Below are 14,101 nucleotides of genomic sequence, written 5' to 3'. Positions count from 1 at the left end.
CGCTCAGCGCAGGCTCAGATGGCGGCTGAGCAGGGCCCGCAACGCGGCCGGCTTGACCGGCTTGGACAGGTAGTCGAGGCCGGCGGCGTGGATCTCCGCCACCAGTTCCGGCCGCGCGTCGGCGCTGATCACCACGCCCGGCACCGGCTCGCCCAGGCGCGTGCGCAGCCAGGCCATCAATTGCGTACCGGTCTCGCCGTCGTCCAGGTGATAGTCGATCAACGCCAGTTGCGGGCGCATCTCGCTGTCCAGCAGCGTGGCGCATTCCTCGCGGCTGCGCGCGGTCCAGACCTGGCAGCCCCAGCGGCTGAGCAGGCTGTTCATGCCGGCGAGGATGCTGTCCTCGTTGTCCACGCAGAGCACCTGGGCGCCGTTCAACGCCTGCGCCGGTTCGGCCTTGTGGCCGTTGGCCAGGGCCGGCGGCGCCTGCCGCGCCAGCGGTACGCGGACGCTGAAGACGCTGCCCTTGCCCGGCCAGGAACGTACTTCCAGCGGATGGCCGAGGACCTTGCAGAGCCGGTCGGCGATCGCCAGGCCGAGACCGAGGCCTTTCTCCGCGCGGGTCTGGTGGCTGTCCAGGCGCTTGAACTCTTCGAAGATGACTTTCTGCTTGTCCGGTGGGATGCCCGGCCCCTGGTCCCAGACCTCCAGGCGCAGGTAGCCGTCCTCGCGGCGCACGCCGAGCAGCACGTGGCCCTTGGCGTAGCGGAAAGCGTTGGTCAGGAAGTTCTGCAGGATGCGCCGCAGCAGCTTGATGTCGCTGTCCACCCGCAGCTGGCTGCCGCGCAGGCGGAAATGCAGGCCCTGTTCCTGGGCCAGCGCCTTGAACTCGACGCCGAGGGCATCGTAGAGGTTGTTCAGCGGGAACGGGTTGCGTTCGGCGCTGACCCGGCCGCTTTCCAGGCGCGAGATGTCCAGCAGGTCGGTGATCAGGTCCTCGGCGGAACGCAGCGACGAGTCGAGGTGCTGCACCAGGTCGCGGACCTCGCCGGGCAGCGCGTCCTGGTGGGCGAGGGCGGCGGAGAACAGCCGCGCGGCGTTCAGCGGCTGCATCAGGTCGTGGCTGACGGCGGCGAGGAAGCGGGTCTTCGACTGGTTGGCGGCCTCGGCGTTGCTCTTCGCCTCGCTGAGTTCCTGGTTCAACTGCGAGAGTTCCTGGGTACGCTCCTGGACCCGCTGTTCCAGCGACTCGTTGGCGCCCTTGAGGCCCTGTTCGGCTTCGCGGTAGGCAGTGATATCGGTGAAGCTCATGACGAAGCCGCCGCCGGGCATCGGGTTGCCGATCAGCTCGATGACCCGGCCGTTGGGGAACAGCCGCTCGGAGGTGTGCGGAGTGCCCTGGCGCATCCAGTACAGGCGCTTGGCCACGTGCATGTCCGGATCGCCGGGCCCGCACAGGCCGCGATCAGCGTTGTAGCGGATGATGTCGGCGATCGGCCGGCCGACGTAGATCAGCCCGTCCGGGTACTCGAACAGCTCCAGGTAGCGGTGGTTCCAGGCCACCAGGCGCAGCGACTGGTCGACCACGCTGATGCCCTGGGTAATGTTCTCGATCGCGCCCTGCAGCAGGGCGCGGTTGAATTGCAGCACCTCGGAGGCTTCGTCGGCGATCCGCACCACGTCCTCCACCTGCATCTCGCGCCCTTCGATGGCGGCCTTCACCACCGCCCGCGCCGAGGACGCGCCGAGGACCCCGGCGAGCAGGCGCTCGGTGTGCGCGATCCACTCGTTGTTGGCGGTCTGGTTCGGGGTGAAGCCCTTGCCCTGGCGGTAGGCGAAGCGGATGAAGCTTTGCCGCGCGCGTTCCTCGCCGACGAAACGCGCGGCGAGCATCAGCAGGTCTTCCACCTGCACCGCGAGCATGAAGCGCGAGTTCTGCCGCTGGGAGATCTCCTGGCCGATGAAGCGGCTGGCCTGCCAGTGCTCGGACACGCGGGTGCGCGAGAGCACCGAGACCAGGCCGAACAGGGCGAAGTTGCCGACCAGCGAGATCAGCACGCCCTGGGTCAGCGGCTCGATCGGCAGGCCGAAGGGATTGCTTGCCAGCCAGGTCAGGCCGGGGATGCGCTCCAGCGGCCAGCCGAGGCCCTTGGCCACCACCGGCAGGACCAGCGTATAGGCCCACAGCAGCGAGCCGGCGGCGAGGCCGGCGAAGACCCCGCGGCGGTTGGCCTGTTTCCAGTACAGCGCGCCGATCATCGCCGGGCCGAGCTGGGCGATGGCGGCGAAGGCGATCTGGCCGATGGTCGCCAGGCTGGCGCTGGAGCCGAGCAGGCGGTAGGCCACGTAGGCGAGCAGCAGGATCACCGCGATGCTCACCCGGCGTACGGTCAGCAGCCAGTGACGGAAGGCCTCGAAGGGCCGTTCGGTGTCCTTTTCCCGGCGTCGCAGCAGCCACGGCAGGAGCATGTCGTTGGAGACCATGGTCGACAGCGCGACGCTGGCGACGATGACCATTCCGGTGGCGGCCGAGGCGCCGCCAATGAATGCCAGCAGGGCCAGCGCCGGGTGCGCCTCGGCCAGCGGCAGGCTGATGACGAAGGAGTCCGGCATTACCCCGGCGGGCAGGTGCAACTGGCCGGCGAGGGCGATCGGCACCACGAACAACGCGGCCAGCACCAGGTAGATGGGGAACACCCAGCGCGCCAGGTTGAGGTCGCGCGGCTCGATGTTCTCCACCACGGTGACGTGGAATTGCCGCGGCAGGCACATGATCGCGGTCATCGCCACGCCGGTCTGCAGCAGCATCGCCGGCCAGTGCACGGTCTCTTCCCAGTAGTCGGCCAACTGCGGCGCGGCGCGGGCCTGGGAGAAGAGATCGGCGAAGCCGTCGTAGAGGCCGAAGGTGACGAAGATGCCCACGGCGAGGAAGGCGGTGAGCTTGACCAGCGACTCGAAGGCGATGGCCAGGACCATGCCGCGGTGGTGTTCGGTGACATCCAGGCTGCGGGTACCGAAGACGATGGTGAACAGCGCCAGCACCAGCGACACGATCAGCGCCGTGTCCTGGGCGCGGGTACCGGTGGAGTCGGCGCCGGAGCCGATCAGCAGGTTCACCCCGAGGACGATGCCTTTCAGTTGCAGGGCGATATAGGGCAGCACGCCGACCATGCAGATCAGCGCCACCACCACCGCCAGCGCCTGCGACTTGCCGTAGCGGGCGGCGATGAAGTCGGCGATGGAGGTGATGTTCTCCTGCTTGCTGATCATGATCATCTTCTGCAGCACCCAGGGCGCGAACAGCATCAGCAGCACCGGTCCGAGGTAGATCGGCAGGAACGACCAGAGCTGGTCGGTGGCCTGGCCGACCGCGCCGAAGAAGGTCCAGCTGGTGCAGTACACTGCCAGGGAGAGGCTGTAGACCCAGGCACGCAGGCGGGGTGAGAGCGGGGTGCGGCGACGGTCGCCATAGAAGGCGATGGCGAACAGGATGGCCATGTAGACCAGGGCGACCACGGCGATCAGCCCGATGGACAGCGACATGCGAACTCCGATGATGTCCCCGCGTGAAGCTGGCGTGAGGCGGGGGTCTTGCTTTCGCGCCAGTTTCGCACTTGTCGGCCCGCGCGTCAGGCCGCCTGCGACCAAGGTCGCACGCATGCTTGAGCCGGACGCGCGGAGTTGGTAGCGTGCCGGGCTGCGTGAGCGCGGACGGCCCCGGCGGCCGGCTGTCCGTTCATCGTAGCCGGTTTCGGCTGCGGCACTAAACGCGGCCGCTACGCTCTGATGGGAGCGGAGTTTTGCGTCGATGTCGAGGAGGGCGCCCATGTTCAAGCCGCTACCGATCACCCTGCAGCGCGGAGCCTTGCGTCTCGAGCCGCTGGTGGAAGCGGACATTCCCGAGCTGGTGAGCCTCGCCGAAGCCAACCGCGAGGCGCTGCAGTACATGGACGGACCGACGCGGCCGGACTGGTACCGCCAGAGCCTCGCCGAGCAGCGCGAGGGCAGGGCGTTGCCGCTCGCCGTCCGCCTCGGCGTGCAACTGGTCGGGACCACGCGCTTCGCCGAATTCCTTCCCGCCTTGCCGGCCTGCGAGATCGGCTGGACCTGGCTCGACCAGGCCCAGCACGGCAGCGGCCTGAACCGCATGATCAAGTACCTGATGCTCAAGCATGCCTTCGACAACCTGCGCATGGTCCGCGTGCAGCTCAGCACGGCGGCGAGCAACCTGCGCGCCCAGGGCGCCATCGACAAGCTCGGCGCGCAGCGCGAGGGCGTGCTGCGCAACCACCGGCGGCTGGCCGGCGGGCGGCTAGACGACACCTTCGTCTACAGCATCACCGACCACGAATGGCCGCAGGTCAAGGCGGCGCTGGAAGCCAGCTTCACCGGCTGAAGCCGGTTCCGTCGCTCCTGCGGTATGCTGGGCGGCCCGTCCGGACGGGCGAACGAGGAGACGGCAGTGCCGGACGAGACGAGCGGAGAACACACGCATTTCTGGCGCGCCGCCGAACTGGGCGGCGTCGAACTGCTGCACGCGCGCTATGTGGAGCAGCGCTTCGCGCCGCACGTGCACAGCAGCTTCGCCCTAGTCATCATCGAGCAGGGCGCGCAGCGCTTCCGCCATCGTGGCGGCGAGCACCTAGCCCCGCTGGGCAGCATGGTGCTGATCAACCCCGACGAAGTGCACACCGGCTCCAAGGCCCATGATGCCGGTTGGCTCTATCGCGGCTACTACCCGGAAATGGAACAGATCGACGGGATTCTCGACGAGCTGGAAATCCATCATGGCGGCGTGCCGCGTTTCGCCGACAGCGTGATCCACGACCAGCCCCTGGCACGCGCCTTCGTCCACTTGCACCGCCTGCTGGCCGAGCATGCCGGCAGCCTGGAAACCCAGACCCGCTGGCGCGAGACGATGCTCGCCCTGTTCCGTCGCCACGCCCGCCTGCCAGAAGCGCCGAAGGCCGGGCAGGAGCCGTTGGCGGTGGCCCGCGCCCGCGAACTGCTGGCGGCGCGGTTGCTCGATCCGCCTTCGCTGGAGGAACTGGCGGCGGCGGTCAATCTGTCCCCGTTCCATTTTGCCCGGGTCTTCCGTCGCGCCACCGGCATGCCGCCCCACGCCTGGCTCAGACAGCGCCGCCTGGAGCAGGCCAGGGCACTGCTCAAGAGCGGCCGGGCGCCGCTGGAGGTGGCCCTGGAGCTGGGCTTCGCCGACCAGAGCCACCTCGGTCGCCAGTTCAAGCAGGCCTACGGGGTGGCACCGGGTGAATACCGCTCGGCCTGCGCGCGCTCGTCCTTGACGACATACGAATAAGTCAAGCTCACATTTGCAAATCATTTGTATTTACGTTCTTTACGATTTGCCGTAATTTTGCGCCCCACTTTTTCCTGCGTCCCTGGGGGAGCCTCGATGTCGTCCGTGAGTTCGTTGTCGCGCCTGGCCGTCGCCATCGCGCTGGGTGTGTCCATGCAGGCGGCGCAGGCCGAAGAGGAAGCCAAGGAGCTGGGCACGGTCACCGTGGTCGGCGACTGGCTGGGCGAAGCCGACCAGGCGGTGGTGCAGAACCATCCCGGCGCGCGCAGCGTGGTGCGTCGTCGGGAAATGCTCGAGAGCGGTGCGCAGAACGTCCGCGACGTGCTGCGCAAGGTGCCCGGCGTGCAAGTGCAGGACAACAACGGTACCGGCGGCAGCGACATCTCCCTGAACGTCGGGGTGCGTGGCCTGACTTCACGCCTGTCGCCGCGCTCGACGGTGATGATCGACGGCGTGCCGGCGGCGGTGGCGCCCTACGGCCAGCCGCAGCTGTCGATGATGCCGCTGTCCATCGGCAACCTGGAGAGTATCGACGTCGTGCGCGGCGCCGGCTCGGTGCGCTACGGCCCGCAGAACGTCGGCGGGGTGATCAACTTCGTGACCCGGGCGATTCCGGAGAAGTTCTCCGGCGAAATCGGCACCACCATCGAGCATGCCGGCCATGGCGGCTGGAAGAAGCTCAACCAGGCGTTCCTCGGCGGGACCGCCGACAACGGCCTGGGCGTGGCGCTGCTGTATTCCGGGGTGAAGGGCGCCGACTACCGCGACGGCAACAACGACAACGATATCGACGACGTGCTGCTCAAGACCCATTGGCAGCTCACCGACAGCGACCAGTTGGCGGCCAACTTCCACTACTACGACGCCTACGCCGATATGCCGGGCGGCCTGACCCAGGCGCAGTACGACGACGATCCCTTCCAGTCGGTGCGCGACTGGGACAACTTCCGTGGTCGGCGCAAGGACTTCTCGCTGAAGTACACCCGCCAGGTCGACGACCTCACCCAGTTCGAGGTGCTCACCTACTACAGCGACAGTTTCCGCGGCAGCAGCATCGCCGCGCGCAACCTCAGGACCATCACCTCGTACCCGCGCGACTACCATGTGTTCGCGGTGGAGCCGCGGGTCTCGCGGATCTTCTTCGCCGGCCCGACCACCCAGGAGATCGGCATCGGCTACCGCTACCTGAAGGAAGCGATGAACGAGCGCGCCAGTCAGCTGGCCCTGGTCGACAATGTGCCGACCGTGCGTCCCGGCTCGGACGGCCATACCTACCAGGACCGTACCGGCGGTACCGAGGCCAGCGCCTTCTACATCGACGACAAGATCGATGTCGGCAACTGGACCATCACCCCCGGCATCCGCTTCGAGAAGATCGACAGCGACTGGCGCGACCGCCCGGTGCTCGGCCTGAACGGCAAGCCGGTGCAGGAGAAGAAGCGCAGCAAGGACTACAACGAACCGCTGCCGGCGCTGAGCCTGATGTATCATTTGAGCGACGAGTGGAAGCTGTTCGCCAACTACTCCGAATCGTTCGGCAGCCTGCAGTACTTCCAGCTCGGCCAGGGCGGCAGCGGCAACGATACCGCCGCCGGCCTGGAGCCGGAGAAGGCCAAGACCTACGAACTGGGCACGCGCTACGACAACGGCAGCTGGGGCGGCGAGATCACGCTGTTCTACATCGACTTCGACGACGAGCTGCAGTACGTCAGCAACGACGTCGGCTGGACCAACCTCGGCGCCACCAAGCACCAGGGCATCGAGACTTCCGGCCACTATGACTTCGCCGCTCTCGATCCGCGCCTGGACGGCCTGTCGGTCTACGGCAGCCTCACCTATACCCGCGCCACCTACGAAGGCGACATTCCCTCCTTCAAGGGGCGCGACCTGCCGCTCTACTCGCGCCAGGTGGCCACCGCCGGGGTGCGCTACGAGGTCGACCGCTGGACCTACAACCTCGACGCCTTCGCCCAGTCCATGCAGCGCGCGCCAGGGCTGAGCACCGACAGCCAGGGCAACTTCACCCACAACTACATCACCGAGCCCAGCGCCGACGGCCAGTACGGCGACATTCCCGGCTACGTGACCTGGAATGCCCGCGTCGGCTACGACTTCGGCCCGCAGGCGTCGAACCTGAAGCTCGGACTCGGGGTGAAGAACCTGTTCGACAAGCAGTATTTCACCCGCTCCAGCGACAACAATTCGGGAATCTACGTGGGTCAGCCGCGAACGCTGTTCATGCAGGCCAGCGTCGGTTTCTGAATATTCGGATGCGACTTGGCGCATCGTCCGACGACAGGCGTCCTGCGGTAACGCGGACGCCTGTTCTATGATGGGCGCGGAATTTCCATCGGAACGCTGTGGCCTGATCCGCGGTCCATGCAGTCCAATCGATGACGGGCTTCCTTTCGGCGGCCACGCAAGGTAACAAGGACGATGACCCAACATTCGCAATTCGCCCTGCTGGGCAAGCGGCGTTTCCTGCCGTTCTTCATCACCCAGCTGCTCGGCGCCTTCAACGACAACATCTTCAAGCAGTCGCTGATCCTCGCCATCCTCTATCACCTCAGCGTCAGCGGCGACCGCAGCCTGCTGGTCAACCTCTGCGCACTGCTGTTCATCCTGCCGTTCTTCCTGTTCTCGGCACTGGGCGGACAGTTCGGCGAGAAGTACAACAAGGACGCGCTGATGCGCGCGCTGAAGCTGGCCGAGGTAGGCATCATGCTGGTCGGCGCTGCCGGCTTCGTCTTCGGCAGCCTGCCGCTGATGTTCGTCGCGCTGTTCGCCATGGGCACCCACTCGGCGCTATTTGGCCCGGTGAAGTATTCGATCCTGCCCCAGCACCTGCACGAGGACGAACTGGTCGGCGGCAACGCGCTGGTGGAGATGGGCACCTTCCTGGCGATCCTGGCCGGCACCATCGGCGCCGGCGTGCTGATGTCCCATGCGCATTACGCGGCGGCGGTGGCCACCGCGGTGGTGCTGGTGGCCGCCTGCGGCTACCTGGCCAGCCGCGGCATTCCGCGAGCGGCGGCGGCGCTGCCGGGGTTGAAGCTCGACTGGAACATCTTCGCCCAGTCCTGGAGCATCCTCCGCCTGGGGCTCGGCCAGCGCCCGGCGGTCTCGCGCTCGCTGGTGGGCAACTCCTGGTTCTGGTTCCTCGGCGCGGTCTACCTGACGCAGATCCCGACCTTCGCCAAGGAATGGCTGCACGGCGACGAAAGCGTGGTGACCCTGATCCTCACCGTGTTCTCGGTGGGCATCGCGCTGGGCTCGATGCTTTGCGAGAAGCTTTCCGGTCGCAAGGTGGAGATCGGCCTGGTGCCGTTCGGCTCGATCGGCCTGACCGTCTTCGGCATCCTCCTCTGGTGGCACGCCGGCGGCATTCCCCCAGGCGAGGCGCCCTACGACTGGCTGGCGGTGCTGCGCCACCATGAGACCTGGGCGGTGCTGGCCGACATCCTGTTCATCGGCATTTTCGGCGGCTTCTATATCGTACCGCTGTACGCCCTGATCCAGGCGCGCACCGACGAGGACAAGCGGGCCCGGGTGATCGCCGCCAACAACATCCTCAACGCCCTGTTCATGGTCGCCGCTGCGCTGGTCTCGATCCTCTTCCTCAGCGTCGCCAAGCTGTCGATCCCGCAGCTGTTCCTCGCCCTGTCGCTGATGAACGTCGCGGTGAACGTGTACATCTTCAAGATCGTCCCGGAATTCACCATGCGCTTCCTGGTCTGGCTGCTCAGCCACACCATGTACCGGGTCCGGCATGTGAACCTGGAGGCGATCCCGGACGAGGGAGCGGCGGTGCTGGTGTGCAACCACGTCTCGTACGTGGACGCGCTGCTGATCGCCGGCTCGATCCGGCGGCCGGTGCGCTTCGTCATGTACTACAGGATCTTCTCGCTGCCGGTGCTCAACTTCGTCTTCCGCACCGCCGGCGCGGTGCCCATAGCGGCGCGCCACGAGGACGAAGGGATCTACGAACGCGCCTTCCAGCGCATCGCCGACTACCTGAGGGACGGGGAGCTGGTGTGCATCTTCCCTGAAGGCAAGCTGACCGCCGACGGCGAGATGAACGAGTTCCGCGCCGGGATCGAGCGGATCATCGAGGAAACCCCGGTTCCGGTGATCCCCATGGCGCTGCAGGGTCTGTGGGGCAGCTTCTTCAGCCGCGACCCGAACAAGGGCTTCTTCCGCCGCCTGTGGTCGCGGGTAAGCCTGGTGGCCGGCGAATCGGTGGCGCCGGAGGCGGTGGAGCGCCTCGACCTGCAGGCGCGGGTGACGAGCTTGCGCGGCGAAGCTCGCTGATCGATCCGCAGAAACGAAAAAGCCCCGGCGATGCCGGGGCTTTTTTTGGCGAACTACAAGTTAGACAACTTGTACTTCGTCGGCTTGCAGGCCTTTCTGGCCGTTGACGACCACGAAGGAAACCTTCTGGCCTTCCTGCAGGCTCTTGAAGCCGGTGCCCTGGATGGAACGGAAGTGAACGAACAGGTCGTTACCGCTTTCCGGGGTGATGAAGCCGAAGCCTTTGGCGTCGTTGAACCATTTTACGGTGCCGTTCTGACGATTCGACATGGTGTAACTCCTGAAACAAAGTTGATTGCGGCGACGGAAATATCCGAGCCGGTAGGTACTGAGTTGCAAAGAGTACGAGGAGCCGAGGCGATGAGCGGACCGAGATCTACCACACCAGGTCACGATTCACTGTGACCCAAGCAAGCACAGTGGTCGCAGAGTACGCGATAAAACTGCGGAAAGCGATACCCCTCGGAGCATATTCGATGGATGTCTAATGGCTCAGCTTGAGGCCGACCAGTCCGCAGACGATCAGCGCGACGCTGGCCAGGCGCAGCAATGCCATGGATTCGCCGAACAGGACGATCCCGGCGATGACCGTGCCGACCGCGCCGACCCCGGTCCAGACGGCATAGGCGGTGCCCAGCGGCAGGTGCTTCATGGCCAGGCCGAGCAGGCCCAGGCTGACCAGCATGGCGAGCGCCGTGAGGACCGTGGGAAGCGGCTTGCTGAAGCCCTCGGTGTATTTCAGACCAACGGCCCAGCCCACTTCGAACAGGCCGGCGAAAAACAGGATGATCCAGGACATGGCGATCTCCAGGGCAACGGGTGGCGGGGCCGTCCCCATTCGATCACCGGCCGGAGGCGGGTGGTGAGGTCGTCCTCACTGCGTGCGGTATTTTGCATGGTTCATCGGTCGGGACAAGGCTTCCCGACCGGGACCCAGTTCAACGCGGCGTATCATCCAGGCGCCGGAACAGGGCGGCCAGCAGCGAACCGGAGAGATTGTGCCAGACGCTGAACAGCGCGCTGGGCACCGCTGCCAGGGGCGAGAAATGGGCGTTGGCCAGCGCCGCGCCGAGCCCCGAGTTCTGCATGCCGACTTCGATGGCCAGGGCCTTGCGCTGCGCCAGCGGCATGCCGGTCAGCTTGCCGGTGAGATAGCCGAGCAACAGGCCGAAGCCGTTGTGCAGCATCACCACGGCCATGATCAGCAGGCCGGACTCGGCGATCCGCGCCTGGCTGGCGGCCACCACCGCGGCGATGATCACCACGATGCTGAATACCGAGACCAGCGGCAGCACCTCCGCCACCTGCCGGGTGCGCTCGCCGAGCAGGCGCTGTGCCAGCAGGCCGAGGGCGATGGGCACCAGCACCACCTGGAGGATCGACAGGAACATTGCCGCGAACGACACCGGCAGCCAGGCCGAAGCCAGCAGCCAGACCAGCGCCGGCGTGACCAGCGGGGCGAGAAGGGTGGTCACCGAGGTGATCGCCACCGACAGGGCGACATCGCCACGGGACAGCCAGGTCATCACGTTGGAAGCGGTGCCGCCGGGGCAGCAGCCGACCAGGATCACGCCCACCGCGATCTCCGCCGGCAACTGCAACAGGCGGCAGAGCAGCCAGGCCAGGCCGGGCATGATGACGAACTGGGCCAGCACGCCGATCAGCACCCGTATGGGGTGCCGGGCGACCTCGCGGAAGTCTTCGCCCTTGAGCGTCAGGCCCATGCCGAACATCACCAGGCCGAGCAGTGGCGCGATGGCTGCGGTGAGCGGGAGGAACCAGGCAGGGCGGAAGAAGGCGAGGATGGCGAACAGCAGGACCCAGAACGGGAAGCTGGCGCTGACGAAGCGGCTCAGGGCGGTCAGGGCACGCATGGGCTTTCCTTGTTATTGGACGGCCGCCAGTCTGCCATGCCGGGCGCGACTCTCCCAGCGGCGGGCGCCGCCGGGAGAGCGGGGCGTCAGACGCCCTGGGGGATTTCTTCGCCGCCGAGGGCCTCGAAGAGCGCCGGAAGGAATTCGGCGAAGGTCAGCATCATCAGGGTGAAGCTGGCATCGAGCTGGCCGAGGGCGTCTTCGCCGCCGTCCTTTTCCGCCTGCTCCTGCAGCAGGTCTTCGAAGCGCAGGCGCTTGACCGCCAGCTTGTCGTCGAGGACGAAGGACAGCTTGTCCGACCAGGCCAGGGACAACTGGGTGACCAGCTTGCCGGCGGTGAGATGCAGCTGGATTTCCTCGCTGGTCAGGTCCTGGCGCTTGCAGCGGACCACGCCGCCATCCTCGTGGGTGTCGCGCAGCTCGCATTCGTCGAGCACGTGGAAGTCGCCGGCGGCTTCCTGGGTCTTGACCCAGTCGGTGAGGGTCGCGGTCGGCGCGACCTTCACGCTCAGCGGGCGTACCGGCAGGGAGCCGAGCGCTTCGCGCAGCGTCGAGAGCAGGTCTTCGGCCTTCTTCGCGCTGGCCGAGTCGACCAGGATCAGGCCGAGGCTCGGCGCGATCGCGGCGAAGGTGCTGGAGCGGCGGATGAAGGCGCGCGGCAGCAGGGTCTGGACGATCTCGTCCTTCAACTGGTCGCGTTCCTTCTTGTAGACCTTGCGCATCTGCTGGGCTTCGATCTCGTCGACCTTTTCCTTCAGTGCGTCACGCACGACGCTGCCCGGCAGGATGCGCTCTTCCTTGCGTGCCGAGATCAGGAAGAAGTCCTGGCTGACGTGTACCAGCGGTGCGTCCGGGCCTTTGCCGAACGGCGCGGTGAAGCCGTAGGTGGTCAGCTCCTGGCTGGCGCAGGGGCGGGCGGGTTTTTCGCCGAGGGCTTTCTCGAGGGAATCGGCATCCAGTTGCAGATCCTGGGTGAGGCGGTAGACGAGCAGATTGCGGAACCACATGGGGTCGTTCTCTCCGGGCACAAAGGACCCATTATTCCGCCGCTGGCGGCTCAGGCCAACCCCGGTCCGTCGCTAACTCCTTGGAACGGCAGAAAATTTTTTTCATCGAGGGGCTTGCCAGGGGGCGAATCGCTCCGTAGAATGCGCCCCACTTCGAGAGTGAAGGGTGATTAGCTCAGCTGGGAGAGCATCTGCCTTACAAGCAGAGGGTCGGCGGTTCGATCCCGTCATCACCCACCAATCTCGCAAGTTACGCGCAGCGGTAGTTCAGTCGGTTAGAATACCGGCCTGTCACGCCGGGGGTCGCGGGTTCGAGTCCCGTCCGCTGCGCCATTTCCTTCCTCAGCTGTATCTCTTGCGCTTCCTTCCCGCTTCATAATTCGACGTTTCTCGACGCTTCCTTTCCGCTGTTCTTCTGTCCTCGTTCCACGCGTTCGTTCTGCTATCTCCTTCATTTTTCGGAAAGTTCGGCCTTGAACTTATCCGCGCGCACCTGTTCCTATTGCCCATAGCCACTGGTCGCGACAGCCTGCTAAGCTCGCGGCTTCATCGAATATGCCCGAGCGGCGAACAGATTAAAGGACTCAGCATGAAACAACATCGGTTGGCAGCAGCGATCGCACTGGTCGGTCTGGTTCTCTCCGGCTGCGATTCGCAGACCAACGTTGAGTTGAAGACCCCGGCACAGAAAGCTTCCTATGGTATCGGCCTGAACATGGGCAAGAGCCTGTCCCAGGAAGGCATGGACGACCTGGATTCGAAAGCCGTCGCCAAGGGCATCGAAGACGCCCTCGGCAAGAAGAAGCAGCAGCTCACCGATGAAGAGCTGACCGAAGCCTTCGCCTTCCTGCAGAAACGTGCCGAGGAGCGGATGGCCGCCATCGGCGACGAAAACGCCAAGGCCGGCAAGAAATTCCTCGAGGAAAACGGCAAGCGCGACGGCGTGACCACCACCGCTTCCGGCCTCCAGTACGAAATCGTGAAGAAGGCCGATGGCCCGCAACCGAAGGCCACCGACGTGGTGACCGTCCACTACGAAGGCCGCCTGACCGATGGCACCGTCTTCGACAGCTCCATCGAGCGCGGCAGCCCGATCGACCTGCCGGTCAGCGGCGTGATCCCGGGTTGGGTCGAAGCCCTGCAACTGATGCACGTCGGCGAGAAGATCAAGCTGTACATCCCCAGCGAGCTGGCCTACGGCGCGCAGAGCCCGAGCCCGGCGATCCCGGCCAACTCGGTACTGGTCTTCGACATGGAACTGCTCGGCATCAAGGATCCGTCCAAGCCGGACGCGGAGCCCGAGGCCGGTGCCGCAGCGCAGCCCGAAGCCAAGGCGGACGCGAAGAAGTAATTTTTCCGCCGCGATGCATGAAACGCCCCGTCCATGACGGGGCGTTTTCATTTGCGGATTCGGCTGAACCCAGGCGCTGCCGCGAGGGTCTGAAAACAGGTCGAGGGCACGGCCGGTGTTACCCTTATGCACACATTTGTCGCACGTCGACCCGACCTACGGTATTGACCTAGGGTTGTCCGTTGCGCTAGGTCAAACCCTTGATTTTCAATGCTTTTAGAGCATTGTCTAAAAAGTGTCCGATCTGTCGGAAAGCCTGTAGCGACGGGCTTCTCGCCGACGGAAGGGGGGGCTGTTCACA

10 protein-coding genes and 2 tRNA genes are annotated in these 14,101 nt (G+C 65.8%); 7 read left to right on the top strand and 5 right to left on the bottom strand.

Annotated elements, in window-relative coordinates:
* Positions 1 to 3: 3 nt before the first annotated feature.
* Positions 4 to 3,483: a PAS domain-containing hybrid sensor histidine kinase/response regulator gene (locus LJF27_RS27000; protein WP_003117605.1), complete on the bottom strand. Its 3,480-nt coding sequence runs from the start codon at positions 3,481 to 3,483 to the stop codon at positions 4 to 6.
* A gap of 265 nt (positions 3,484 to 3,748) precedes the next feature.
* Between LJF27_RS27000 and LJF27_RS26995 the strand changes: the two genes are divergently transcribed.
* From LJF27_RS26995 to LJF27_RS26980, 4 genes are all read left to right on the top strand, one after another.
* Positions 3,749 to 4,336 carry a GNAT family N-acetyltransferase gene (locus tag LJF27_RS26995; protein WP_003119682.1) on the top strand — a complete coding sequence of 196 codons (588 nt, stop codon included), beginning with the start codon at positions 3,749 to 3,751 and terminating at the stop codon, positions 4,334 to 4,336.
* A gap of 66 nt (positions 4,337 to 4,402) precedes the next feature.
* Positions 4,403 to 5,257: an AraC family transcriptional regulator gene (locus LJF27_RS26990; RefSeq protein ID WP_003091607.1), complete on the top strand. Its 855-nt coding sequence runs from the start codon at positions 4,403 to 4,405 to the stop codon at positions 5,255 to 5,257.
* A gap of 96 nt (positions 5,258 to 5,353) precedes the next feature.
* Complete coding sequence (locus tag LJF27_RS26985) at positions 5,354 to 7,519, top strand: TonB-dependent receptor family protein (RefSeq protein ID WP_003091606.1); 2,166 nt, start codon at positions 5,354 to 5,356, stop codon at positions 7,517 to 7,519.
* A 174-nt stretch (positions 7,520 to 7,693) separates the two neighbouring features.
* On the top strand, positions 7,694 to 9,568 hold the full coding sequence (locus tag LJF27_RS26980; protein ID WP_003117607.1) for an MFS transporter: 1,875 nt from the start codon (positions 7,694 to 7,696) through the stop codon (positions 9,566 to 9,568).
* 60 nt (positions 9,569 to 9,628) lie between these two features.
* Here the strand turns inward: LJF27_RS26980 and LJF27_RS26975 are convergent, their stop codons facing one another.
* From LJF27_RS26975 to rdgC, 4 genes are all read right to left on the bottom strand, one after another.
* Entirely contained in the window at positions 9,629 to 9,838 is a 210-nt protein-coding gene (locus tag LJF27_RS26975) for a cold-shock protein (RefSeq protein WP_003115568.1), read from the bottom strand.
* A 214-nt stretch (positions 9,839 to 10,052) separates the two neighbouring features.
* Positions 10,053 to 10,367, bottom strand: coding sequence for a quaternary ammonium compound efflux SMR transporter SugE (gene sugE / locus LJF27_RS26970; protein ID WP_003091603.1), 315 nt, complete (start codon positions 10,365 to 10,367; stop codon positions 10,053 to 10,055).
* A 139-nt stretch (positions 10,368 to 10,506) separates the two neighbouring features.
* Positions 10,507 to 11,442, bottom strand: a complete 936-nt coding sequence (locus LJF27_RS26965) for a bile acid:sodium symporter family protein (RefSeq protein WP_003115569.1) — start codon at positions 11,440 to 11,442, stop codon at positions 10,507 to 10,509.
* 86 nt (positions 11,443 to 11,528) lie between these two features.
* A complete protein-coding gene (gene rdgC, locus LJF27_RS26960) occupies positions 11,529 to 12,449 on the bottom strand; it encodes a recombination-associated protein RdgC (RefSeq protein WP_003091601.1) in 921 nt (306 codons plus the stop codon).
* A gap of 164 nt (positions 12,450 to 12,613) precedes the next feature.
* Between rdgC and LJF27_RS26955 the strand changes: the two genes are divergently transcribed.
* The 3 genes from LJF27_RS26955 to LJF27_RS26945 all read left to right on the top strand — a co-directional run bounded on the left by LJF27_RS26955 (position 12,614) and on the right by LJF27_RS26945 (position 13,800).
* A tRNA-Val gene (locus LJF27_RS26955) sits at positions 12,614 to 12,689 on the top strand.
* 16 nt (positions 12,690 to 12,705) lie between these two features.
* Positions 12,706 to 12,782, top strand: a tRNA-Asp gene (locus LJF27_RS26950).
* A gap of 256 nt (positions 12,783 to 13,038) precedes the next feature.
* Positions 13,039 to 13,800: an FKBP-type peptidyl-prolyl cis-trans isomerase gene (locus LJF27_RS26945; RefSeq protein ID WP_003091600.1), complete on the top strand. Its 762-nt coding sequence runs from the start codon at positions 13,039 to 13,041 to the stop codon at positions 13,798 to 13,800.
* Positions 13,801 to 14,101: the final 301 nt, after the last annotated feature.

This window comes from Pseudomonas sp. 203-8, assembly GCF_020708595.1.
Classification (GTDB): domain Bacteria; phylum Pseudomonadota; class Gammaproteobacteria; order Pseudomonadales; family Pseudomonadaceae; genus Pseudomonas; species Pseudomonas aeruginosa.
This window is presented reverse-complemented; position numbering and strand designations above follow the sequence as displayed.